This window comes from Streptococcus caprae, assembly GCF_042649745.1.
Lineage (GTDB): Bacteria > Bacillota > Bacilli > Lactobacillales > Streptococcaceae > Streptococcus > Streptococcus caprae.
In genome coordinates this window covers 1-25,375 of record NZ_JBHRZV010000011.1, presented here as the reverse complement: position 1 = coordinate 25,375, position 25,375 = coordinate 1, and the positions used below count along the sequence as shown (strand labels likewise).

Here is a 25,375-nt window from a genome sequence, read left to right as displayed (position 1 = left end):
ATCGCTTTTCATTATAGGTCATATGGGACTTTTTTTCTACATTCAAAAAGGCTCCATAATCTCTGCAGGGGAGCTACCCACTACAGAAATTATAGAGCCCTTTTTCGGTTCCAATTTTTAAAACTAATTTCAAAAATATTCTATAAAAAGCGATTGGCGAAGGGTCGCTGATCTGAGAAAATTATGCTATAATGAAGTGTTAAAATAACTGTCAAGTAACATGGCAGAGCTCGTTTTTGTATCTTAGATTTAGGAGTAGAAATGGAAGCACTCAAAAAACAAGCAGGTATCAAGGCAGCAGAATACGTCAAAGATGGAATGACCATTGGACTAGGAACCGGTTCAACGGCTTATTATTTCGTAGAGGAAATCGGTCGTCGCGTCAATGAAGAAGGGCTCAAGGTCCTTGGAGTAACAACTTCATCACGAACAACTGCCCAGGCAGAAGGTTTAGGAATCCCCTTGACCTCCATTGACAAAATTGACCGTATCGACGTGACAGTGGATGGAGCGGATGAAGTAGATCCAGCCTTCAACGGCATCAAAGGTGGCGGTGGCGCCCTTCTCATGGAGAAAGTCGTAGCTGTGCCGACGGATCATTATATTTGGGTTGTGGACGAGAGCAAGCTGGTTGATACACTCGGCGCCTTTAAACTCCCTGTTGAGGTCGTTCAGTACGGGGCTGAAAAACTGCTCCGCCATTTTGCTCAAAAAGGCTACAACCCAGCCTTCCGTGAGGCAGATGGCCAGCGTTATCTGACCGACATGGGCAACTTTATCATCGATTTGGATTTGAAAAAAATTCCAGATCCGATTGCCTTGGCGGCAGAGCTTGATACGACTGTCGGCGTTGTGGAGCACGGTCTCTTCAACGACATGGTAGATACCGTGATTTCAGCCGGAAAAGACGGCATCACGATTTTAGAAAAAAAGGAGAAGTAAGATGGCTAAATTTGACCGTATTCACTTGATTGTATTGGATTCTGTTGGGATTGGCGCTGCGCCTGACGCAATCAACTTTTTCAACGCTGGTGAGGACGACACCAAGTCTGACACCCTGGGGCATATTGCTGAAACTGCTGGCCTTAACGTGCCACACATGGCAAAACTTGGTTTGGGCAATATTCCACGTAGCACAGCTCTAGCAACCGTTCCTGCAGAAGAAAATCCAACAGGCTACGTGACTAAGCTAGAAGAAGTGTCGCTTGGTAAGGACACTATGACCGGTCACTGGGAAATCATGGGCCTCAACATCACTGAGCCTTTTGACACCTTCTGGGATGGTTTCCCAGAAGAAATCTTGGTTAAAATCGAAGAATTTTCAGGCCGAAAGATTATACGTGAGGCTAATAAGCCTTATTCTGGAACAGCGGTTATTGATGATTTTGGTCCTCGTCAGATGGAGACCGGTGAGCTGATTGTTTACACCTCTGCGGATCCAGTTCTACAAATTGCCGCCCACGAAGACATCATTCCGCTAGATGAGCTTTACCGTATCTGTGAGTATGCCCGTTCAATCACTCTGGAACGTCCTGCCCTGCTCGGTCGGATTATTGCCCGTCCCTATGTGGGTACCCCCGGCAACTTCACCCGTACGGCTAACCGCCATGATTATGCGGTGTCGCCATTTGCACCGACTGTTCTTGACAAGCTAAATGAAGCTGGTATTGCCACCTATTCAGTTGGTAAGATTAATGACATTTTCAACGGTGCGGGAATTAATCACGATCAGGGTCACACTAAGTCCAACATGCATGGTGTGGATGTCCTGATTCAAACTATGAAAGATCCTGAATTTGTGACAGGATTCTCCTTTACAAACTTGGTTGACTTTGATGCCCTTTTTGGGCACCGTCGTGATACGGCAGGCTACCGGGATGCCTTGCAGGAGTTTGATGCTCGATTGCCTGAGATTATGGTAGCGATGGGCGAGCGTGACCTGCTCCTTATCACAGCTGACCATGGTAATGACCCAACCTATGTTGGAACGGACCATACCCGTGAGTACATTCCGCTCTTGGCTTATAGCCCTTCTTTGACAGGATCTGGCATCTTGCCACAGGGACATTTTGCAGACATCTCAGCGACGATTGCAGAGAACTTTGGGGTTGACAAGGCCATGATTGGAGAAAGCTTTTTGGGATCGTTGGTCTAATAGCAGAGCAGATTTCTTTACCAGTTTGGGAGAGATTATGACAGATATTACCATTTACCACAACCAATCTTGTAGCAAGTCCAACAAGGTCTTGGAACTAATCGAAGAGGCTGGTTATGACCTGCGGGTTGTCAATTATCTAGAAAATGTTCCGACTGTCGATGACCTAAAAAATCTAGGACTACCTGCTCAAGATTTGATAAGAAAAACTGATAAACTCTACCGAGAATTGAACCTGCCAGCAGAACTGACAGACCAAGCTATTTATGAGACCTTGGTACAATACCCAAGTCTCATTCAACGGCCTATTGTCACAACAGCTAAGGGCTCTCTCATCTGTCGTCCTCCAGAACGGGTATGGGAATTGATGACATCATAAAAGGAGAAATATATGACATTACTGGAAAAAATTTATGAAACACGTGATTTTTTGCGTGATAAAGGCATGACAGAGCCAGCATTTGGTCTGATTTTAGGATCTGGACTAGGTGAATTGGCAGAAGAAGTTGAAAATGCGATTATCATTGATTACGCTGACATTCCCAACTGGGGCCAGTCAACAGTAGTTGGACACGCTGGAAAACTGGTTTATGGTAACTTGGCTGGTCGCAAGGTCATAGCCCTGCAAGGACGTTTCCACTTCTACGAGGGCAATCACCTGGATGTGGTGACCTTCCCAGTCCGCGTCATGAAAGCCTTGGGCTGTGAGGGTGTGATTGTGACCAATGCAGCCGGTGGAATCGGCTACGGGCCAGGGACTCTGATGGCGATTTCTGACCATATCAACATGACAGGTCAAAATCCGTTGATTGGCGAAAACCTAGAGGACTTTGGGCCACGCTTCCCTGATATGTCGGATGCCTACACCAAGGCCTATCGTGAAAAAGCTTTTGCGGTTGCAGAAAAATTGAACATCAAGCTTGACGAAGGTGTCTACCTTGGTGTGACAGGACCTTGTTACGAAACGCCTGCAGAAATCCGCGCCTTCAAGACCATGGGCGCTCACGTGGTTGGCATGTCAACTGTTCCAGAAGTCATTGTAGCAGCCCACTCTGGACTCAAAGTCTTGGGAATTTCAGCTATTACTAACTTTGCGGCAGGTTTTCAGTCAGAACTCAATCACGAAGAAGTTGTCGCTGTTACCCAACAAATCAAGGGTGATTTCAAAGCGCTAGTTAAGGCAATCTTGGCAGAGTTGTAGGAGAGAGTGTATGACAAATAAACCATGGTTTCAGGTCTTGAAAGCGTTGGGCCTGATGGCTATGTTGACAATTTTTTGGTTAATTATTTTTGCAGCTTTGGAACCTGACCCTAATGAGATGGATTATGAGCCCTTTAGTGGTGCTTCTGTTGTATTGGCGATTGTTACTTATTGTGTGATTAGTTTTATTATGCAATACACGAAAGTCATTAATTTCAAAGAAGAAATTAACTCGTCTTTTTACGCCATTTCGATAAAAGAAGATCATGTCAAGCAATTGTTAACGCAGTTGCAAGATGTAACAGATAAGATGATGGACCATGAATTGAAAATGTCTGTCAAACAGACCTTTTCTGAGCTAGTTGAAGAGGAAAAAAATTCTGATCATGCTACTTCAGATGGAACGGATAACCAGCATTATCAAACCAAGAAAAAATTGTCAAATCAATCCACATCTTTAGGTCATCATGAAAATATTTCTCAGGTTTCAGAGAAAGTTACAAAATTAGTTGAACGTATTGAGCGTGATACCAAGGGGACTGCTAATCATAGTTTAGAAGCCTTGATGGCTGAGATAAAAGAAGCGACAGCTATGGTGACTAACCAGCGTCTTTACCATAATGAAACGGTATCTCGCTACAACAGATCTATCTATGCCTTGCCTTTGGCATTCTTCAGAAAGATTTTTGGGTTTACAGAGCAACCGTATATGTAAGCAAGCTTAAAGTAAAGGTCGAAATTTACTATCATCTAACATCATCAAAGAAAGAAGAGGATTCCGAGTTTCGCACATTTGAACTCGAGCTACGGACTTTCTCAGTATAAAACAAGAAAGGAATGAACGCCGAATTCTTCTAACTGAATTCGGACGGAGAACTGTGTGAAAAAGATAAACTGTCTTGTATCCAAGGATACATCGTCAGTTTCCTATTTTGACGGTGTCTCTCCATTACTTTCAAAGCAATTATATATCTTAAAGAAATGAAAGAGAGTCTGTTCATCTGATTTGAACACGAGCGGAAAGCTTGCTCTCTTTCGTATTATCTATTTATATTTGAAGAAAGGAATTGAACCCGCCCGAAATCCTTGTGAAAAAGACCGCCGTCCTAGAAAATCAGGATTTTCTGGCCGTCGCCTATTTTCAAGTCGGATTTTTGACGGGCTTGGTATCTTAATTATGTCAATCCACATTTCCGCCGCTCAAGGCGATATCGCTGATAAAATTCTCCTGCCTGGAGATCCGCTTCGTGCCAAGTTCATTGCGGAGAACTTCCTTGAAGATGCTGTGTGCTTCAACGAAGTCCGCAACATGTTTGGCTACACTGGGACCTATAAGGGCCACCGTGTCTCTGTTATGGGGACCGGGATGGGGATGCCATCCATCTCTATCTATGCTCGTGAGCTTATCGTTGACTACGGCGTGAAACGCCTCATCCGTGTGGGAACAGCTGGTTCGATTGACCCAGACGTTCACGTACGTGAACTGGTCTTGGCCCAGGCCGCAGCGACCAACTCAAATATTATCCGCAACGACTTCCCAGAGTATGATTTCCCACAAATCGCAGACTTTGGCTTGTTGGACAAGGCCTACCACATCGCAAAAGAGTTAGGGCTTACAACCCACGTCGGCAGCGTTTTGTCGTCAGATGTCTTTTACTCCAACATGCCTGAGCGCAACATGAAGCTAGGCGAGCTCGGTGTCAAAGCCATCGAAATGGAAACGGCAGCCCTTTACTACCTGGCAGCGCAACACGGTGTGCAGGCTCTTGGAATCATGACGATTTCAGATAGCTTGGTTCACCCAGAAGAAGACACAACGGCAGAAGAACGCCAAAACACCTTCACCGACATGATGAAGGTTGGTCTTGAGACCTTGATTGCTGAATAAATATTAAAAGCTAGGTCGGTCCTAGCTTTTTCTGTATCTCTCTGATACTCCTAAAACAGCTTCACATCCATAATGTAGTACGAGCGAAAGCCCATAATATTGTGCTATAACCCTAAGGGTTCAATTCAGCAAGAAATTCGGAAACTTGCTATAATTGTTTTATGCGTCAAATAAAATTAAGGAGAGGACATCCATGGGTGCTGTGTTTTCATCAAGAGATGGGATATGGAATTTATCAGTCTGTCTTTCCTATACTGTTTTACCAGAGGAAGTCTGGGATTTACTGGCGACATCCTCAGGTCTTCAAACCTGGTTCCCCCAACTCAGCATCCAACAGATGAGTTGGGAGTTTGATACAGGACACTCGAGAACGTCTTTTCCAATTTTTGTAGAGGAGGATAGGAGCAAGCTTATGGTAGAATGGAAGCAAGCTCATCTAACCTTCGTCTGTAAAGACTCTGAACTGACCATCACCATTCAGCATCCACAGACTAGCCCTGAACTTACTGCTAGTGACACAAATTTTTTCAGTCTCTGGCTTAATCAGCTGGACCAGCTCAGCTATTACCTTCATGGGATGAGTCTGAGCGAGCCTTCTAATCAGTTGGAAAAATGGCAGAGCTTTATCCTCGAAGAGATTAATCGTTTAACGGATTAGGATAGTGTTGATTTGATGAGGACTCTTGATTTTCTGTATCCTGAAATACGCAAGTGAAAAGTTGAGGGCGAGCTGTCGTTTATTTTGGAATTTCTTTTAAAACATTTTTGATTCTGCCTCCCTTAGCCCGAGAAAGGAGCCTTTATGACCGAATCTCGCAACCATCAAGTCTACCATCTAGAGGTCCTGACCTCCATTTATGCCTACCATCAGGCTTCTATTTTGGCGGAAAAGATGGATGACCTTCATCCTGATTACCGAAACTTGCTTCAGATCATGAAGGAGCGGATGGAACTCAACATTCAGCCTTCCTTGGAGCAGACAGCTCATTTCTCGGAAACCTATGGCCTTAAATTGGCCTATAATCCTCCAGACAAGGAGCAGGAGGCTAACTACCTCATGGTGCTAGAGAGCCAGCTCCGCAATCACGACATCCTCAACTTCGTCCGCGGCGTGAGCCCCATTATCTATCGCCTCTTCATGCGCTTGGCCAAGGGAGAAATAGCAGAGCTAGATGCCTATATCCATGATACTAAGGATGATAAGTATGACACTTGGAAGTTTGAGCAAATCACCCCAGAAAGTCCCCAGGCCCTCCAAGATTTTGCCAAAAAATGGCACGATCCACGCCTCACCTCAACCAGTCTGATGGAGTTGCTGACGCTCACGCAACTGCCATCTGAGGTCAAGCAAATCATTCGAGAACTCCGCCAATTAGAGAAGTCTATCCGTAACCCCTTAGCCCACCTCATTCGCCCTTTTGACGAACAAGAACTTCACCGGACGACCAAGTTCTCCTCTCAAGACTTCTTGGATAAATTGATAGCTCTAGCTCGCCATGCTGGAATCATCTATCCAGCGAAACCCTTTCTCTGCGACCAGGTCAATCAGGTCCTACAAAAACTGCTTGAAGCCTAATGTGTTTATACTTAAGAAATCTGAATGAGTAGACAGCATAAAAACTAAAGAAAATCCAAAAGTTGACACCCATCTCAAAGATATGGGTGTCAACTTTTTAAGCTATTCAATTTTATCAAACTTGACTTCTTCTAGGAGGTAGTCAATGAACCGCTCTCCCATCTTTGAGAGATTGGCTTTTTCATGTTTGAGGTAGATGATTTCAATCTCATCATCAACATCCAGTGGTATAGAGACAATATTGTCACCGTTCAGGTTGGAGTTGAGGATACCTGTCGCCAGGGTATAGCCATCCAGACCAATCATCAGGTTAAAAAGAGTAGCCCGGTCAGAAACGACAATGGACTTCTTGTGGCTGTATTGGGATAAAATCTCCTCAGAGAAATAGAAGGAATTGTGTGTCCCTTGATCATAGGACAGGTAAGGAAACTCTTCCAAGTCAGCCAGGGTCACCTTGTCACGTGTTGCCAGAGGATTTGTCTTGCTGACAAAGACATGAGGACTGGCCTTAAAAAGGCTAGTATAGATAAGTCGATTATCTTCAAACATCTTGGTGAGAACATCGCGGTTGTAGGAGTTGAGGAAGAGCACTCCAATTTCCGACCTAAAGTTTTTGACGTCATCAATGATTTCCCAGGTCCGTGTCTCCCGTAAGAAGAGCTCGTACTGACTCATGTCAGCTCCCTTGAGGAGCGAGACGAAGGCATTGACCACAAAGGCGTAGTGTTGGGCTGAGACAGAGAAGAGCTGACGGGGATTAGACTTGTTCTTATAGCGTTCTTCAAGCAGATTGGTTTGCTCAACCACCTGACGGGCATAAGAAAGGAATTCTACACCATCTTTGGTCAGGGTAATTCCTTTTGGGTTGCGGATGAAAATATCAATACCCAATTCATTTTCCAAGTCTCTGACGGCGTTAGAGAGGCTGGGCTGGGTGATGAAGAGTTGCTTGGCCGCTTCGTTCATGGAGCCTGTCTCAACGATTTTAATAATGTAGTGTAATTGTTGGATTCTCATAGCTTTATTTTAGCATAAAATCTTTGCTAAATCACGGCTGAGCTTACCAATAGCAGAGCTGATAAATCGGTAAATACAGATAACAACAGCTGCAATGAAAGCTTTAGTATTCTTTTTCGCTCTTTTCTCAAAATAGTTATCGGTTTAAAAATCTCATTTCTGAACTCTTTCTATAATGGCTTTGCTAAGTCATACTGCTTTAAAAAATAAATGAAAATTTTCAAAAAGTGTATTTAATTTATTTTTTTTTGAAAAAAATAAAGATGGCTTTCTTAAATTGATTACAAAAAGGTCAAATAAGATTGTTTTTAAGTAAAAATTTAGGTATACTATAGAAGTAGATTTATAAGAATTATTAGCAAATAGGAGTTATCAATGAACCAGCGTTCGTCAAAATACCGGAAAAGTTCCAAGAAGCAAAATTCAGGATTTTCTCTTCTGAACCTTACTCTACTTACAATTTTTACTATTGTAAGTGCTCTATTGGTCTTTTTTCTTTTTGCCTATAATATCGCCGGTTTTTGGCACCTTAATTTGATTTTCGCTATTGCTTTAGCAGTTAACTTTCTTTTGACACTTATCTGTATTGTTACAAAAAAGGCTAAAAAAACAACCACTGTTCTTTTAGTTATATTTACACTGGTTTCTGCACTTGGACTTGTTGGAGTGCGTTCTGCCGTTGATTTAGCCAATCGTGTCAATGGCACAGCTATGTTTTCAGAAGTGAAAATGTCTGTAATGGTTCCAGTATCTTCAAGCGTTCAAGATATCAGTGAAGTGTCATCTGTACTAGCTCCGACGACGCTAGATCAAGAGAGTATCGATCAGTTGATTAGTCAACTATCTACGACAAAGGGGCTTACACTCTCACTGGAGTCAACGGATTCTTACCTGACAGCTTATGAGTCCCTAATGGCTGGACAAGGTCAAGCGATGGTGCTTAGTTCTTCCTATGAGTCCTTACTTGAGGATGTTCACTCGGATTATGCTAGCAACTTACGTGAAATATATAGTTATACCATCACCACAACAAAGCAAAGTACGACTGAAGATGCTAAACAAGAGGACGGTGATGTTCTCAATATCTATATCTCAGGAATTGATACTTACGGTTCAATCTCAACAACTTCACGTTCAGATGTGAACATCATCTTGACAGTGAATCGTAAAACAAAGAAAATTTTGATGACAACGACACCTCGGGACTCCTATGTTCCGATTGCAGGTGGTGGTAACAACCAGTACGATAAACTGACCCACGCGGGTATCTATGGCGTTGATTCCTCTATTCAAACCTTGGAAAATCTCTATGGTATTGATATTAATTATTACGTTAAAGTGAACTTTACGAGCTTCATTAACTTGATTGATCAGCTAGGTGGAGTAGAAGTTTATAACGACCAAGCCTTTACTGCTCATACTAATAAAGACTATACTTTTGAAGTTGGTAACGTGACACTCGATTCAGCAGGGGCTTTGGCTTTTGTTCGTGAACGCTATAGTTTGGCTAACGGTGATGCTGACCGAGCTAACAACCAAATGAAGGTCATCAAAGCCATCATTGATAAAATGACCTCATTTAACTCTATCAGTAGTTTCACAACAATTATTAATCATCTTGGGTCTTCTGTTCAAACTGATATGTCGTTGGAAACGATGATGAATTTGGCCAATGACCAAATCGAATCTGGTGGTAATTACGTGATTACCTCACAAGCAATAACTGGCACTGGCTCGACCGGACAATTAACCTCTTATGCGATGCCGTCAGCTAGTCTTTATATGCTTAGTATCGATGAAAACAGCCTCAATACAGCTAAAGCTGCTATTCAGGCGGTAGAGGACGGTAATTAGATGATTGATATCCATTCTCATATTATTTTTGGCGTGGACGATGGCCCAAAGTCTTTAGATGAGAGTTTAGCCCTTTTAAAAGTTGCCTATGATCAAGGCACACGCATTATCGTAGCGACTTCCCACCGTCGTAAAGGGATGTTTGAAACTCCTGAAGAAATTATCCAAGCTAATTTTAAAACAGTAAAGGCAGAAGCTAAGAAACTTTTTCCAGATTTACAACTGCTTTTTGGTGCTGAAATCTACTATACTCGTGATATTCTTGATAAGTTAACTCAGAAAAAAATACCAACCATGAACGGCACCCAATTTGCCCTCATAGAGTTTTCCATGGCAACTCCTTGGAAAGAAATTCACTCAGCTTTACAAAATATCCTTTTGTTAGGCATTACCCCAATCGTAGCCCATATTGAACGCTATAATGCACTAGAGTTTGATAAAAAGCGCGTGAAAGAAATCATTAATATGGGTTGCTATACTCAGATTAATTCTGTTCATGTCACAAAGGCTAAATTTTTTGGAGATTCTTTAAAAGTCTTTAAAAAACGAGCTCACTATTTTCTCGACGAAAATTTGGTCCACATTGTTTCATCGGATATGCATAATACTGATAAACGTCCCCCTTTTATGGCTCAGGCCTATGAACTTATTGAGAGTGCCTATGGCCAATCAAGGGCGGAACGACTCTTTAGAGAAAATGCTCTAACTTTACTAAAAAATCAATTATTATAAAGAGGAGAACCTATGAATACAACTAGAAATGCTCAAGTAGAAATTGACGTCTTGATGTTATTGCGAAAGCTTTGGTCTAAGAAGTTTTTGATTACCTTGATTGCCCTTATTTTTGGAACTTTATCGCTTGTGGCTAGTCTCTTCTTGCTTAGTCCAGCTTACTCATCAACAACAAGACTTTACGTTGTTAACCAAAATTCAACCAACAACTCATTAACCAGCCAGGATTTACAAGCAGGTTCTTATCTGGTTCGTGACTACCAAGAAATCATCCTTTCTAAAGATGTGATGGCAAATGTTATTGCTGACAATGGTTTGGATACGACAGTGGATGACTTAACAAGCCAAGTATCTGTTTCTATTCCAACGGATACGCGTGTCATTTCTATTACGGTAGAAGATGATTCCCCAGAGCGCGCTGCTTTAGTAGCAAATTCAATCCGTGAGGAAGCTTCAGAAAAAATCAAAGAAGTCACAAAGGTTGAGGAAGTCACTACTCTTGAAGTGGCAGAAGTACCAACGGAACCTTCAAGTCCAAATGTGAAGCGGAATACGATTCTTGGAATTCTTATCGGTGGGTTTCTGACAGTTGTTGCTATTTTAATCAAGGAAGTCTTAGATGATCGCATCAAACGCCCTGAAGATATTGAAGAAGTTCTTGGTTTGACGATGCTCGGTGTTATTCCAGATATTGATAAATTATAGGAGAGTGAAATGGTACAGTTAGAATTAGTTAGAACACGTACAGAAGAAATCAAAAAAGCGGAAGAGTATCTCAACTCAATCCGTACCAATATCCAATTTTCTGGTTCCAGTATAAAAACGATCGTCCTTACTTCAGTTCAACCAGGTGAAGGAAAATCAACAACCTCTATTAGTTTATCTGCCTCCTTTGCTCATACAGGTTATCGTACACTCTTAATCGATGCAGATACACGGAATTCTGTCATGTCTGGAAGTTTTAAGGCAACCGGGAAAGTTAAGGGACTTACAGCTTTCTTATCTGGTAATGCAGAGTTGTCTGAAGTTATCTGTGATACCAACGTTGAAAATTTGATGGTTATTCCTTCAGGACAAGTACCACCAAATCCAACTAACCTACTTCAAAATCAGAATTTCCTTACTCTTATCAATACGGTAAAAGATCTATTTGATTATGTTATCATTGATTCACCACCAATCGGACTCGTTATTGATGCTGCAATTATTGCTCAAAATTGTGATGCCTCTATCATCGTAACAGAAGCAGGTACTATTAAAAGTCGCTTTCTCCAACGTGCTCATGAGCAGATGGAGCAGGCTGGTGCCCAATTCCTTGGAGTCATTTTGAATAAATTTGATGCTACACTTGATGCATATGGATCATATGGTGCCTACGGTGGTTATGGTCAATATGGAGAGTATGGTAAGAAAAAGTCAAAAAACAAGAAGAAAAAGAAATAACGAAGAGTTTAAATTTGTCATACGATTATTTAGTAGTTGGTGCTGGTTTGTTTGGAGCAATTTTTGCGCATGAGGCAGCTCTCAAAGGAAAAAAAGTGAAGGTCATTGAAAAACGGGACCACATCGCGGGGAACATTTATACGAAAGAAGTAGAAGGTATCCAGGTGCATGAGTACGGTGCCCATATCTTCCATACATCAGACAAAGAAATTTGGGACTATGTCAATCAGTTTGCAGAGTTTAACCGTTATACGAACTCACCAGTCGCAAACTATAAGGGAGAAATCTACAACCTTCCCTTTAATATGAACACCTTTAATAAACTTTGGGGCGTGGTAACACCAGCTGAAGCTCAGGCTAAGATTGAGGAACAAAAGGCAATTCTTGGTGGTAAAACACCTGAAAACTTGGAAGAGCAAGCCATTTCTTTAGTGGGTACAGATATCTATGAAAAGTTGATTAAGGACTATACTGAAAAACAATGGGGCAAGGCATGTACAGAACTTCCTGCCTTCATCATCCGTCGTTTGCCAGTACGTCTGACATACGATAACAACTATTTCAATGATACTTACCACGGAATTCCAATTGGTGGTTATACGCAAATCGTTGAAAAAATGCTTGACCATGATAATATTGATGTTGAGACAGGTGTTGATTTCTTTGCTCATAAAGAAGAATACCTGGCAACTTATCCTAAGATTGTCTTCACTGGTATGATTGACGAGTTCTTTGATTATGAATTAGGTGAGTTAGAGTACCGCTCACTTCGCTTTGAAACAGAGACACTTGATATGGAAAACTATCAAGGGAATGCTGTTGTTAACTACACTGATGCAAAAACGCCATATACCCGTATCATTGAGCATAAGCATTTTGAGTATGGTAAACAACCTAAAACAATTATTACGAAAGAACACTCTAAGACTTGGGAAAAAGGTGATGAACCTTATTATCCAGTTAATAACGATCGCAACAACCACCTTTACAAGGCCTATAAAGCTAAGGCAGAGGAGCAAGGAAACGTTATCTTTGGTGGTCGTCTTGGACAATATCGTTACTACGATATGCACCAGGTTATTGCAGCAGCCTTACAGTGTGTGAGAAAAGAATTAGGCTATTGAATATTTAAGACTACAAAAGGGAGATTATGAAGAAGATGAAACGAAACTATAAGCGTGCTATATTAATAGTATTAGATTGTGCTATTTTAAGTTTTTCATTACTCATGAGTTTCTATTTTATCAAGGAATATGATGAGCAGTTACAACAATCAAGATATTTCTTGTCGCTTATTTCTTTACTTGTAAGCTTTCTCTCAGTTTCTTTTTTTACGAAAATTTATTCGGTTATCAATCGTTTTACAGACGACAAAGTTTCCTTTAGAATTTTAGTAACAACAACCTTTGCTTATTTTTTTACCTTTGTTGTTAATCAATTAAAGTTTGATTCAGTTAATCGTCGGCTATTGTTTTTGGGCTTTGTTTTCTCGACTATACTGATCATAGGATCACGCTTTTCTTGGCGATTACTTTATGAGTATTCTTCTTCTAAGTCTTCTATCAAGAGTAAGAAAGTTCTTGTAGTCGGAGCAGGACAAGGAGCTGAAATCTTTATTAAAACGGTCACTAAAGACTCATCAGATTTAGACATTGTTGGCTTGGTTGACTCCGACCTTAATAAGAAAAACACTTATTTATTGGGAAAAAAAGTTTTAGGAACACGTTTTGATATTCCAAAAATAGTTCAAGACTTTCAGATTGAAGAGGTGATTATAGCAATCCCTTCATTGTCTGGTGAAGCTAGAGAACAAATCGTGGATATCTGTAATTCAATTCCTATTCCTGTTTTTAACATGCCGAGTGTCGAGGATATGATTCTTGGCCGTGCTTCGTCGAAACAATTACGAGAAATTGATGTTGTAGATCTTTTGGGGCGTGACGAAGTTGAATTGGATCAAAGTCAATTATCGGAATATTTTTCTGGGAAAACGATCCTTGTTACTGGTGCGGGAGGATCAATTGGCTCTGAAATTTGTCGACAAGTTTCAAAACTGACACCTCAAAAATTACTCTTGGTTGGACACGGGGAAAATTCTATTTACCTAATTCACAGAGAGCTAACTAATCTTTATGATAAATCAATAGAAATTATCCCAATCATAGCGGATATTCAAGACAGGCCTTTAATTTTTGAGTTAATGGCCCAATATAAACCAGATGTAGTTTATCATGCAGCTGCCCATAAGCATGTTCCATTAATGGAATACAATCCAAAAGAAGCTGTGAAAAACAATATTTTTGGGACAAAAAATGTTGCCGAAGCTGCCAAAGCAGCAGGAGTTCCTAAGTTTGTCATGGTGTCAACGGATAAAGCCGTTAATCCACCAAATGTTATGGGTGCTACTAAGCGTGTCGCAGAAATGATTGTAACAGGTCTGAACGAAGAAGGTAAAACACAGTTTGCTGCGGTTCGTTTTGGAAATGTTCTTGGAAGCCGTGGTAGTGTAGTTCCTGTCTTTAAAGACCAAGTTGCCAAAGGTGGACCTGTTACGGTCACAGATTTTCGAATGACGCGTTATTTCATGACAATCCCAGAAGCGAGTCGCCTAGTGATTCAAGCTGGCTTTCTTGCCAAAGGGGGAGAAATTTTTGTGCTAGATATGGGTGAACCTGTTCTCATTAAAGATTTAGCTGAAAAGGTGATTAAGCTTAGTGGATACACAACCAAACAAATTCCAATTGTAGAATCAGGAATTCGTCCTGGAGAAAAACTATATGAAGAACTCCTATCTACTGAGGAGCGTGTTAGTAAGCAGGTTTATGAAAAAATATTTGTTGGTAGGGTAACGACAAAATCACCTGAAGAGGTTTTGAATTATATCAGTCGTCTATCAGATATGACAGAGTCTGAATTGAAAAAATCATTGATTGAATTTGCAAGACAGGAGTAAAATGCTATTAGATTATATAAGGCAAGAGAAGACTAGTCATTCCAAAGGTGGCCTTTACCATAAGGTGCAGATTGAGATGACTTATAATTCAAATCGCATTGAAGGTAGCCAATTATCAGAAGAACAGACCCGTTATATCTACGAGACTGATACCTTAGGTATAAATTCAAATAGCAGTCTTAATGTAGATGACATCATTGAGACTACCAATCATTTGACTACCTTATTGATACAGCAGAGCAAGAACTATCTGAGGATTGGATAAAGGAAGTGCATCGCTTGCTAAAGCAAGGGACATCAGATGCCTGAAAATCATGGTTTAAGTTGGGTGATTATAAACAAATACCTAACGAAGTAGGCGGACGAGAAACGAGGCTTCCTAAAGACGTTAAACAGGAGATGGTGTCTCTGCTCAAGCATTATCAGCAACAGCAAGTGGTTGCGCTTGAGCACATTTTAGATTTTCACGTCCAGTTTGAACGCATCCATCCCTTTCAAGATGGGAATGGCCGTGTTGGCCGTCTGATTATGCTCAAAGAGTGTTTAAACCATGAGATTGTTCCGTTTATTATTAGTGATGATTTGAAATATTTCTATTATCGCGGATTAAAAGAATGGGGAGATATCAACGGTTATTTGACAGAAACCTGTCTGATGGCACAAGACCGCTTTAAAGAGTATTTACGCTACTTTAGGATAGTTCGACTTAATATAGTGAATTTATCAGTAAAAACAATAAAATTAAAAAATATAGTGTTGGAATTGCATAATAGGAGTGAAAATGTATCCAGTTATTAAACGAATTTTAGCTATTATCATCTCAGGGAGTGCCATTATCATACTGAGTCCGATTTTGATCTTGATTGCCATTTTGATTAAGTTAGACTCAAAAGGACCGGTATTCTTTAAGCAAAAACGTGTTGGAAAAGACAAATCTCATTTTATGATTTATAAGTTTAGAAGTATGTACGTTGATGCTCCTGCTGATATGCCAACACACCTATTAAAAGATCCAACTGCTATGATTACTAAAGTAGGAGCGTTCTTGAGGAAGACCAGTCTTGATGAACTACCTCAGTTATTTAATATCTTTAAAGGTGAAATGGCTATAGTGGGGCCTCGGCCAGCTCTATGGAATCAATATGATCTCATTGACGAGCGCGACAAGTATGGTGCGAATGGTATTCGTCCAGGCTTGACGGGTTGGGCTCAAATCAATGGGCGAGATGAACTTGAAATTGATGTCAAGGCGCAACTAGATGGTTACTATGTAAGACATATGAATTTCTTAATGGATGTAAGATGTTTCCTAGGGACATTTATCAGTGTTGCGAAAAGTGATGGTGTCGTTGAAGGTGGTACTGGACAGAAAAAAGGTGAAAATAAGCTATGAAGCGTGTTTTAATTACAGGCGCAAATAGTTATATTGGACGTTCGTTCATGAATTATGTTGCGATGGATTCAGAATTTATTGTCGAAGAGTTAGATGTTCGCACGGACAAATGGGAAGTATTTGATTTTTCAAATTTTGATATTATTTTTCATGTTGCAGCTATTGTGCATAAAAATGAAAAGAATGTAAGTTCAGAACTGTATTCTATAGTAAACCGTGATTTACCTCTAAAAATTGCTAAAAAAGCAAAAAATTCAGGTGTAGCACAATTTATATTTTTGAGTAGTATGAGTGTATATAGTGACCAAGATGAGGTTATATCAAAGGACACTGAAACGATTCCATCATCATTGTATGGTAAGTCAAAATTAGAAGCTGAAAAGATGTTGAGACTAATAGAGTCGGAGACATTCAAAATTGCTATTTTACGTCCACCTATGGTGTATGGGCCAGATGCTGTAGGAAATTATAGACGTCTATCGAAATTAGCATCAGTTCTTCCTTTCTTTATAAAGGTGAACAATCAAAGAAGCATGATTTTCATTGGTAATTTATGTGAATTTGTAAAAAAGGTTATTGCTTACAGTGCTTCAGGATTGTTTTTTCCTCAGAATAGTGAATATATTTGCACTTCAGAAATGTTCCAAGAAATTCGAAATATTCACGGAAAAAAAACTTTGCAAATTAAGTTATCGCAGCACTTGGTCAATCTGTTTTATGTTGTGAAGCCATTTAAAAAAATGTTTTCTAATCTTGTCTATGATCAATCACTATCCAAGTATGAGTTCAACTATGATATATATGATTTCAAAAGCTCCCTTGTATTATCTGAGAAAAAGGAAATAAGATGACGCAACATTATTCAGTTTTAATGTCTGTTTACCATAAAGAAAAGCCACTTTTCTTGCGTGAGGCAATGGAAAGTATATTGCACCAGACGATTCCAACAAATGATTTCGTTTTAGTTTGTGACGGCCCACTAACAAGTGATTTAGACAATGTTATTGACGAGATGAAAACATCTTTTGGTGAAATTTTAAGGGTTCATAAGCTCAAAGAAAATCAAGGTTTAGGGAATGCGTTGAACATTGGGTTAAGTCTTTGTCGAAATGATTTAGTTGCAAGAATGGATTCGGATGATATTTGTCTACTAAATAGATGTGAATTACAACTTCAAGAATTTGAAAAGGATGAGTCTCTCTCACTTTTGAGTGGAGTCGTAGAACAATTTCACGTAAACACCATGCATATTATAGGTAAAAGAAAGGTTCCAAGTCAATATCGGGACATTATCACATTTTCTAAGAAAAGAAATCCTTTCAATCACCCAGCTGTCATGTTTAGAAAACAAGCAGTTGAAGCAGCAGGAGGTTACGATGAACGGTTTAATTTATTCGAGGATTATTACTTATGGGTTCGTATCCTTCGTCAAGGTAACAGAGTCAGTAATTTAAAAGAAACCTTGGTTTATATGAGAACTCCGATAGATATGTACGAACGTAGAGGAGGGGTTTCTTATGCGAAAAATCTTCTTGCTTTCAATTATTGGCTGTTGCAGATTAAATGGATTGGAACTTTTGACTATATATCAGGTACACTACCTCATGCGCTTGTTTGTATACTACCAAATAGACTAAGAAAATTTGTCTATACATTTTTACACAGTTAAGGAATAATTTTTAATGATACCTAAAGTAATACATTACTGCTGGTTTGGTGGCAACCCCATTCCAGAAAACTATCTTCAATACATGGAATCTTGGAAAAAATATTGTCCAGATTACGACATAAAAAGATGGGATGAATCAAACTTCGATTTCACAATCAATGATTACTGTAGGGAGGCTTATGAAGCGAAGCAATGGGCATTTGTATCTGATTATGCCAGACTTTATATTTTGTATCATTATGGCGGCGTCTATCTTGATACAGATGTTGAAGTTATCAAAGACTTAACTCCATTAATTGAAGATGGAGTGGGTTTTATCGGTTTTCAAAATCAACTACAAGCACAAACTGGTTTGGGATTTGCAGCAGCACCAAACAATCCTTGTGTTAAGGCCATGTTAGATGTGTATAAGAATAGACGTTTTTTACAATCAGACGGTACATTCAATCGTGTTCCTTGTCCAGCTACTAATACAGTTGGCCTCCTACAAAAGGGATTGAAAATTGGTAAGATACCTAGTCAACAGATACAATGTTTGGATGGAATGAAAGTGTATCCACAAGAGTATTTCAATCCGTTAAATGCTGATACAAAGCAACTACAGATTACAAAAAACACTTATACAATACATCACTATACTGCTTCGTGGCTAGGGACTGGGAATAAGTGGAAACAGTTGCTGAAACGTTTGATACCAAACTGGTATTTAAATCAAAGAGTATTGAAAATTTCAAAAAGAGATATTGAAAAAATTCAATCGGAGATAAATTGGTGGGAAGGATAGTAGTTTGACAAATAAGAAGGATATTACTTATATTATTGTAACGTGGAATAGTAGCGATGAAATAATTACTTGTTTGGATTCTATAAAACAATTTTCACCAAGTAATTTTAAAGTTATTGTAGTGGATAATTGTTCTTCAGACAAAACAGCTGAGCTGATTTCAAATGTATATCCAGAAGTTAAAGTGATTGCTAGCGAAGAGAATTTGGGCTTTGCAAAGGGAAATAATTTGGCATTGGAATTTGTAGATACAGAGTATCTGTGCTATTTGAATCCTGATGTTATTCTAACGGAAGATATTGTTACTCCCTCCCTTGATAAATTAGAGACTGACCTAGAGATTGGCTTGGTTGCTTGTCATCTCAAAAATCCAGATGGAAGTCATCAAGCATCTTGTTTTAACTTTGCAAATAGTCGTTCTTTGTTTACTGAGATTCTACATGTTGGGGCATTTTTACCTAAAGGATTGCGAAAAAAATTTTTCCCAAACCATTATCAGGCTGAAAAACCCTACTATCCAGATTGGGTAATTGGAGCTGAGATGATTATGAGAACTTCAGAGGCAAAACAAATTGAGGGATTTTCGACAGAATATTTTATGTACACAGAGGATATGGATCTATGTAAAAAAATAGATGTAATCTTACATAAAAAAGTCTTGTACTTGCCGCACATTTCTTTGATTCATATCGGTGGAGCTAGTGAAGCAAAAAATATAAATTATAACAAACAAAAAAAATTGTTTGAGAATACATTTATTTTTGTAGATAAATTTTATAGCAAGACAGAGTCTCAAAAGACTCATCAGAATATGATTTTAGCTTATCAGATTCGTCTAGCTTTGTTGAAGTTGCTTTATCATAAATCTGATCGTGAGCAACAAATAAATAAAACATTTCAGTCCCTTCAGATATTACAGGAGATAAACTAATAGATGGTAATAGTAATTGGTCTCATATTATTAGGTTATGTTTTGAGTATTGTATTTAATAAAAAAGTAGATATATTAAACCCGTCTACTATTTTTTCATTACTTATCTTAGGAACCTATTTTATTTCCACTCTTAGGCTTTCTTTACTACAAAGTGTTTACCCGCTATGGTTTAGCGTATTAATCTTGCTAATGATTTTTATGTTTTATTTGGGTAATAAAAGCTCTGTCGTTTTTAAGCAACCAAACACGGAGTTGGATATTCATTATTTTCCTAGCACAATGAAGACAATTTCCTTTATATTTTGGTTAGCCATTATGGTTTCATTCGCTATGATGGTGAATAAATTGGGTTTACCTCCTGCACTTAGTAAAGGTAATAGAGCGGAATACTTTATTTCAGGATGGGGAACAATTGTAATTTTACAGTCTTCATTCTTTGCTTTATTGATGTTTGATAGGTTTAATAAGAATGCCTTAAAATCATTTTTCTGGATTTATTCTGTATCAATTTTTATTTTAGCTGTTTTGCTATCAAATAAATTCCAAATTATTTATATGATTATTTTATACATTGTAGCTAGGCATTCGTATAAAAAACAAATTAAAATTTCTACATTAATAAAACTATCCCTCGTTATAGTGTTTTTGTTTGCCTTGTTGTTTGAATTTGTCTATGAGGATATGTATGGAGTTTCTTTACAGGCGATGCAATTAGGGTATAGAATGGTTACTCCAGAAAAGTTAAGTTTTTTAACACAACCATATCTATATGTTGCTTTTAATTACGAGAATCTATTTAATTTTTTAAATAGCGAGACACACACATTATTTGGTTTAAGAACATTTTCTGCTTTTATTGATATCTTACATTTAGAGAGTCTTTACCCACAATCGTTATTAGCATATGTTGAAGAGTGGAAAAGTTTATTAAAAATAAATTCTCTAACTACTGGAACCATGTTTCAAGATTTTGCGCAAGATGGTGGTATCATTTGGATGATTATTTGTACCTACTTTTGTGGATTGTGGTCAGGAGTTTGTTACAGGAGATTTAAAGTTAATAAAAACTTTATTAGTTTTTTCTTATACGCTGCTTCCACGGTAGCCATTTTTACTTCTTTCTTTTCCAATGTATTTACTTCAAAAGTAACAATATTGAATTTAATCGTGTCAATCCTGATTGGTCTGATACTACAGATAGAATTTGTATTTAGGAGGTTATGATGGTTGATAGAAGAAAAGAATTGTTCTTGAACACTATTGTCATCGGGATAGGAAGTCTTTTTACGAAAGCCCTTTCCTTTCTTTTAGTGCCCTTGTTAACTCTGTGGTTAACGGCATCAGAATATGGAGACTACGACTTACTTTTCAGTTATATTTCATTATTTGTACCTGTGATAACCTTACAATTAGAGCAAGCTGTTCTACGATACAGTCTTGAAAGCAAAGAGAATGCGGAATTGTATTTTAAAAATAGTTTTGTATACATTGTGGTAAGCTCTTTTCTCTTTTTTGTGATAACAAGTATCTTTTTTTCTTTTGAATATCAATTATCATTTATTTATTGCACGATTGGTTATTCTTTTCAAATCTTTACAACTGAATATTTACGAGGCATTAATAGTTTAAAACACTATTCGCTAGCAAATATTGTTAGTGGTTTACTCACAGTCATATTATCGTATGTTTTTGTCCATGTGTGTCATATGGGAGTTGATGGCATACTATTCGCATTCGGAACAGCATATTTTTTAATTGGATTATCTGTTTTAGTATTTGTTCAACCATTGAAACAGTTTTCTATAAGAGATTTAGATAAAAAAATTTTTAAGCAATTACTGCAGTATTCTTTTCCATTACTACCCAATGCAATTTCATGGTGGATTACCAGTGTTTCTGATAGAACCTTGATTAACTATTTTTGGGGTAGTGATTTTAATGGGATATATGCTGTTAGTACTAAGATACCAACTTTAATGACTGTTTTTTATAGTGTTTTCAATCTTTCTTGGCAGCAAAGTGCGATCGTCTCTTCGTCAGATAGCTATGAGGCTAAAAAGGAATTTTATTCTACAACATTTAATCATTTGTTTTCATTTTTGTTTGCGGGTGCTTATGTTGTTGTTGCATCAACACGTTTTATATATGATTTATTTATTGAAGAAAGCTACAGTAGCGGGATGAATATTGTTCCTGTGTTGATCCTCTCTACTGTATTTTTAAATTTGGGGCAATATGCAGGTGGAATTTTGCTAGGAAATAAGGATACTAAAACGAACGGCTTGACCACCGTTAATGCAGCGATTATTAATTTGGTAGTTAACTTTTTATTAATTCAAAAATTTGGTTTAATGGCGGCAGCTATATCAACATTATTAAGTTACATATTTCTATTCTTATTTAGAATTCTAAAATTGAAAACGTACTTTGAAATGAAGAAAATTATAGTTAAAATTACTATTTTTTCTATTGCTTTACTTGGTGTGTCATTATGTAGTATTTTGATAGATTATATCATAGTTCGAACATCTGTTTTGTTTATTACTATTGCATACTTTATCTATACGAATCAATTTTTATACAGTAAAGTTATAGAAAAATTGAAAAGGAGGAAATCATGAAAGTTATTGTAATCAATCAATATTGTGAAAATAGAGGAGATGAAGCTGCAGGGACTGCGCTAGTTAGAAATTTATTGGGGAAACCAAAAATTGACCAAATTGATATCATCTATAATTCAGCTAATAAATTAGATATAGATCACCCAAAAATCCTCCATAGAAATGAAGAACTACGATTAAAGAAAATTGGCAAATTAGGTATTTTACGTTACCTTTTGCTAAGAAAAACCGTTTTACGTAGGTTAAGTTTTGCAAACGAAACGATGAGGGAAATGGCTCGAACTATTTCTGAAGCGGATGTCATCTATGTTACACCTTGTGGAGCTAGTTTAGGTATCTATAAAGATTGGGCATTCTTATTAAGACTATTATTCGTCATTTCTGAGAATAAAACACCTGTTTTCTGTTTGAATACAATTAATGCAAGTGGTAATATCTTGTTTGATTTTCTTGCTAAGCTCGTGTTAAGAAAATCAAAAGTATATGTCAGAGAGCAGAGAAGTGTTGATTATTTAAAATCTATTCAGGTAAAATCGGAGCTGGGAGTAGATACAGCATTTTCTGAACAGCCTATCATTATGGAAAGAGACCCGAAACGGATTGGTCTGGTGGTTACGCTTTTGGAGTGGCATCCAGAATTTACAGGACGCAATATGAGCCAAGAAGTGATTGAGAATATTGTGCCAGGTATTGCTCAATATTGTATTGAAAATGAATATGAAATTGAGTTGATTCCACATACAGGTCAGCAGGATGAAACGGAATATATCCAGGAGGTTATCCGTGCTCTTGAAGACAATGGTATGCTTAAAGAGTCTCTTATTTTTAGAAAAGATGTTAATACATCTGATGAATATGACTTGGCCTTGGCTTCAAAAAGATTTGTTGTTGGGATGAGATACCATAGTATTGTACTCGCGGCAAAGAACGCAGTTCCGTTTGTGGCGCTTGCTTATGAGAATAAAATGAAAGAGGTGTGTAAGTATACTAATTCAATGGAATCTTACTTGAACTTACAAGAGGTATTAACTTCAGAAGATGTTTACAAAAAGATGAAATTAGTTGATGATAAGCTAGATATTATAAAAGAGAACTTAATCAGTATTAATCAAGAAAAATTACAAATTCTTTCTAGACTTCCATTGAAAGAGATTCAGTAGCAATAGCTTTGTCAGCTCTTTTAGTTATAGGTAACTACCAAGATGTTCCACAGAATATGATGTCTGCTATCGTAGATAGCAACCGTACTCGTAAGGATTTTATTGCAGATCGTATTTTACAATTAGCAAATTACACAGAGGAAGTAGCTGCAGAAGTCGTGATTGGGATTTACCGTTTGACCATGAAGTCAAATTCGGATAATTTCCGCCAGTCTTCGATTCAAGGGGTCATGAAGCGGATTAAGGCCAAAGGTGCTAAGGTCATTATTTTTGAACCAACCCTTGAAAATGGTACAACTTTCTTTGGTAGCGAAGTGGTGAATGATTTGGAACACTTTAAATCTCGTTCTCAGGCCATTGTTGCAAATCGATATGATACTATATTGGATGATATTTCAACTAAGGTTTACACACGCGATTTATTTGGGCGTGATTAGGATTCAGCTCTTAAATTAACCTTTCTTAAACATCTTAATTTAAAAATGACCTGGATGATGTTGTTAGTTTCCTCTAATTTAGTGTTTGAGTATGGAAGTTCTAAGGCATTGATAATCTTATCCTTATCTTTTATAAAGGTTTTAAAGATCGTCTGAAAGATAGGATTCAAATTTGGCAGTGTCTCCTGTATCAGGTCAAAGAAATGCTCGGCCTGTTTCTCTTGAAAGTAAAATAGTAGTAATTGATAGAGTTCGTAATGTTCTCGTAGCTCTTTCGAGAATGAGAGAAGTTTTTCAAGGATTTCTTGGTTGGTTAAGTGCATACGAAAAGTTGGGCGATAAAAGCGCTTATCGCTAAGTTTACGACTATCTTGTTGGATTAACTACCAGTATCGTTTGAGTGCCTTGTATTCATGCGACTTTCGATCAAACTGCTTCATGATTTGGATACGCAGGCGATTCATAGCGCGACTCATGTGTTGGAGTAAGACTGTTTTAGCCTGAGCTTGAAAACGAGAGAGCGAAGGGTTTGGCCAGCTGATAATAAGGACTAAACATGTCCATAGTGATGATTTTGACGTGATTTCTGACCTGTCTAGGATAGCGAAGAAAATGATTCCGAATGGTTGCTTGCGTGAGTCCATCAAGGATAGCAATGACCTTGAGCGAGTCGAAATCCTGAGCGATGAAGCTCATCTTCCCTTTCTTGAAGGTATTGCTCGCTTTTTCATTTCAAGGCTCGCACCTCAAACAGTCTATTCCCAGACTGTTCGAGTCCCAAGACATCGTTTCTGACAGCCAGGTGAGATCTGTTTTGAACTGGAACTCGTTTAGTTTTCGAATGACGGTCGATGTTGAGATGGCTAATCTATCAGTGATTGTGGTCATGGAGACCTTTTCGATGAGAAGTTGAGTGACCTTCTGTTTGCGGATGGTTGGAATTTGATGATGTTTAGGGACTAGAGATGTCTCAGCTACTGTCATTTTCCCACACGATTTGCATTTGAAGCGACGTTTAGACAACCGAATCAATGTCTTATAGCTATTACATTCTAGATAAAGAATTTTTGATTCTTTTTTTGGAATTCATATTTAGCTATTTGCTCCTGACACCTATGGCATTTTGGAGCTGAATAGTTCAACTTAGTCAAGAATTCTTTATGCGTTCCTGTACCTTTAACATCCAAGAGAGTTATATTTGGGTCTCAGATTTCCAAGATGTTTATGATAAAATCCTCGCTTTTCTATTTTTGGGCTTAGGAAGAAGTAGTCACTCCATTGACTACGTCTTTATTCCATATGAGTCTTTCTAATGAGTTGTTTCGTCGCTTTTCGTTATAAGTCATATGAGACTTTTTTGTACACACAAAAAGCCCTATAATCTCTCCAGTGGAATTACCCACTACAGAAATTATAGAGCCCCAAAAATGAACTGCACCCCAAAAGTTAGACACAAAATCGGCTCTTTGTCAACTGTAGTGGGTTGACCAATTTAACACCGAGAGAGGACAGGACTTGTCTTCTCTCGTTTTATGTTTATGGCAATGAAAATACGAGT

The 25,375-nt window shown here is 38.3% G+C and carries 25 protein-coding genes and 2 pseudogenes; 25 read left to right on the top strand and 2 right to left on the bottom strand.

Translation table 11 applies throughout. The annotated features are described in order from the left end of the window. Positions 1-261: 261 nt before the first annotated feature. The 8 genes from rpiA to ACFORF_RS02065 all read left to right on the top strand — a co-directional run bounded on the left by rpiA (position 262) and on the right by ACFORF_RS02065 (position 6,820). Complete coding sequence (rpiA, locus tag ACFORF_RS02100) at positions 262-942, top strand: ribose-5-phosphate isomerase RpiA (RefSeq protein WP_380424963.1); 681 nt, start codon at positions 262-264, stop codon at positions 940-942. Between the two features lies 1 nt (position 943). Beyond that, complete coding sequence (locus tag ACFORF_RS02095; RefSeq protein ID WP_380424961.1) at positions 944-2,155, top strand: phosphopentomutase; 1,212 nt, start codon at positions 944-946, stop codon at positions 2,153-2,155. Between the two features lie 37 nt (positions 2,156-2,192). Further along, positions 2,193-2,534: an ArsC/Spx/MgsR family protein gene (locus ACFORF_RS02090; protein WP_380424959.1), complete on the top strand. Its 342-nt coding sequence runs from the start codon at positions 2,193-2,195 to the stop codon at positions 2,532-2,534. A gap of 12 nt (positions 2,535-2,546) precedes the next feature. Further along, positions 2,547-3,356: a purine-nucleoside phosphorylase gene (locus ACFORF_RS02085; protein ID WP_380424956.1), complete on the top strand. Its 810-nt coding sequence runs from the start codon at positions 2,547-2,549 to the stop codon at positions 3,354-3,356. Between the two features lie 10 nt (positions 3,357-3,366). Further along, complete coding sequence (locus ACFORF_RS02080; RefSeq protein ID WP_380424955.1) at positions 3,367-4,071, top strand: LemA family protein; 705 nt, start codon at positions 3,367-3,369, stop codon at positions 4,069-4,071. Between the two features lie 462 nt (positions 4,072-4,533). After that, positions 4,534-5,244: a purine-nucleoside phosphorylase gene (gene deoD / locus ACFORF_RS02075; protein ID WP_380424967.1), complete on the top strand. Its 711-nt coding sequence runs from the start codon at positions 4,534-4,536 to the stop codon at positions 5,242-5,244. A gap of 193 nt (positions 5,245-5,437) precedes the next feature. After that, positions 5,438-5,902, top strand: a complete 465-nt coding sequence (locus tag ACFORF_RS02070) for a hypothetical protein (RefSeq protein WP_380424953.1) — start codon at positions 5,438-5,440, stop codon at positions 5,900-5,902. Between the two features lie 144 nt (positions 5,903-6,046). After that, positions 6,047-6,820, top strand: a complete 774-nt coding sequence (locus tag ACFORF_RS02065) for a LytR family transcriptional regulator (RefSeq protein ID WP_380424951.1) — start codon at positions 6,047-6,049, stop codon at positions 6,818-6,820. Between the two features lie 102 nt (positions 6,821-6,922). On the opposite strand, the gene ACFORF_RS02060 is transcribed toward ACFORF_RS02065, so the two are convergent. Further along, a complete protein-coding gene (locus ACFORF_RS02060; RefSeq protein ID WP_380424948.1) occupies positions 6,923-7,837 on the bottom strand; it encodes a LysR family transcriptional regulator in 915 nt (304 codons plus the stop codon). A gap of 375 nt (positions 7,838-8,212) precedes the next feature. On the opposite strand from ACFORF_RS02060, the gene cpsA reads away from it, so the two are divergent. From cpsA to ACFORF_RS01975, 17 genes and pseudogenes are all read left to right on the top strand, one after another. After that, positions 8,213-9,691 (top strand): LCP family glycopolymer transferase CpsA, encoded by a 1,479-nt coding sequence (cpsA, locus tag ACFORF_RS02055; RefSeq protein ID WP_380424946.1) that lies wholly within the window; start codon positions 8,213-8,215, stop codon positions 9,689-9,691. Further along, complete coding sequence (cps4B, locus tag ACFORF_RS02050) at positions 9,692-10,423, top strand: capsular polysaccharide biosynthesis protein Cps4B (protein WP_380424944.1); 732 nt, start codon at positions 9,692-9,694, stop codon at positions 10,421-10,423. It abuts the gene before it with no gap. Positions 10,424-10,435: 12 nt separating this feature from the next. After that, positions 10,436-11,128 (top strand): Wzz/FepE/Etk N-terminal domain-containing protein, encoded by a 693-nt coding sequence (locus ACFORF_RS02045; RefSeq protein WP_380424942.1) that lies wholly within the window; start codon positions 10,436-10,438, stop codon positions 11,126-11,128. A 9-nt stretch (positions 11,129-11,137) separates the two neighbouring features. Beyond that, positions 11,138-11,866: a tyrosine-protein kinase gene (locus ACFORF_RS02040; RefSeq protein ID WP_380424940.1), complete on the top strand. Its 729-nt coding sequence runs from the start codon at positions 11,138-11,140 to the stop codon at positions 11,864-11,866. A gap of 14 nt (positions 11,867-11,880) precedes the next feature. Beyond that, positions 11,881-12,990, top strand: coding sequence for a UDP-galactopyranose mutase (gene glf, locus ACFORF_RS02035; RefSeq protein WP_380424937.1), 1,110 nt, complete (start codon positions 11,881-11,883; stop codon positions 12,988-12,990). Positions 12,991-13,025: 35 nt separating this feature from the next. Further along, the gene (locus ACFORF_RS02030; RefSeq protein WP_380424965.1) at positions 13,026-14,819 is read left to right on the top strand and encodes a polysaccharide biosynthesis protein; all 1,794 of its coding nucleotides are present in this window, start codon (positions 13,026-13,028) and stop codon (positions 14,817-14,819) included. A 1-nt stretch (position 14,820) separates the two neighbouring features. Beyond that, positions 14,821-15,084 (top strand): hypothetical protein, encoded by a 264-nt coding sequence (locus ACFORF_RS02025; RefSeq protein ID WP_380424935.1) that lies wholly within the window; start codon positions 14,821-14,823, stop codon positions 15,082-15,084. A 59-nt stretch (positions 15,085-15,143) separates the two neighbouring features. After that, entirely contained in the window at positions 15,144-15,617 is a 474-nt protein-coding gene (locus ACFORF_RS02020; RefSeq protein WP_380424933.1) for a Fic family protein, read from the top strand. After that, positions 15,601-16,212: a sugar transferase gene (locus tag ACFORF_RS02015; RefSeq protein ID WP_380424931.1), complete on the top strand. Its 612-nt coding sequence runs from the start codon at positions 15,601-15,603 to the stop codon at positions 16,210-16,212. The genes ACFORF_RS02020 and ACFORF_RS02015 overlap by 17 nt, the downstream gene beginning before the upstream one ends. Beyond that, positions 16,209-17,063, top strand: a complete 855-nt coding sequence (locus tag ACFORF_RS02010) for an NAD-dependent epimerase/dehydratase family protein (protein ID WP_380424928.1) — start codon at positions 16,209-16,211, stop codon at positions 17,061-17,063. The genes ACFORF_RS02015 and ACFORF_RS02010 overlap by 4 nt, the downstream gene beginning before the upstream one ends. Then, on the top strand, positions 17,060-17,881 hold the full coding sequence (locus ACFORF_RS02005; RefSeq protein WP_380424925.1) for a glycosyltransferase: 822 nt from the start codon (positions 17,060-17,062) through the stop codon (positions 17,879-17,881). The genes ACFORF_RS02010 and ACFORF_RS02005 overlap by 4 nt, the downstream gene beginning before the upstream one ends. 13 nt (positions 17,882-17,894) lie before the next feature. Further along, positions 17,895-18,665 carry a glycosyltransferase family 32 protein gene (locus ACFORF_RS02000; protein WP_380424923.1) on the top strand — a complete coding sequence of 257 codons (771 nt, stop codon included), beginning with the start codon at positions 17,895-17,897 and terminating at the stop codon, positions 18,663-18,665. 4 nt (positions 18,666-18,669) lie between these two features. Beyond that, positions 18,670-19,596, top strand: coding sequence for a glycosyltransferase family 2 protein (locus ACFORF_RS01995; protein WP_380424920.1), 927 nt, complete (start codon positions 18,670-18,672; stop codon positions 19,594-19,596). Between the two features lie 3 nt (positions 19,597-19,599). Further along, entirely contained in the window at positions 19,600-20,823 is a 1,224-nt protein-coding gene (locus ACFORF_RS01990) for an O-antigen polymerase (RefSeq protein ID WP_380424917.1), read from the top strand. Then, positions 20,823-22,220 (top strand): lipopolysaccharide biosynthesis protein, encoded by a 1,398-nt coding sequence (locus tag ACFORF_RS01985; protein ID WP_380424914.1) that lies wholly within the window; start codon positions 20,823-20,825, stop codon positions 22,218-22,220. Before ACFORF_RS01990 ends, ACFORF_RS01985 begins: the two co-directional genes overlap by 1 nt. Then, a complete protein-coding gene (locus ACFORF_RS01980) occupies positions 22,217-23,380 on the top strand; it encodes a polysaccharide pyruvyl transferase family protein (RefSeq protein ID WP_380424912.1) in 1,164 nt (387 codons plus the stop codon). The genes ACFORF_RS01985 and ACFORF_RS01980 overlap by 4 nt, the downstream gene beginning before the upstream one ends. A 23-nt stretch (positions 23,381-23,403) precedes the next feature. Then, positions 23,404-23,817 (top strand): annotated as a pseudogene (locus tag ACFORF_RS01975) (UDP binding domain-containing protein); the annotation flags it as partial. On the opposite strand, the pseudogene ACFORF_RS01970 reads toward ACFORF_RS01975, so the two are convergent. Continuing rightward, positions 23,814-25,013 (bottom strand): annotated as a pseudogene (locus ACFORF_RS01970) (ISL3 family transposase). The pseudogenes ACFORF_RS01975 and ACFORF_RS01970 overlap by 4 nt on opposite strands. Positions 25,014-25,375: the final 362 nt, after the last annotated feature.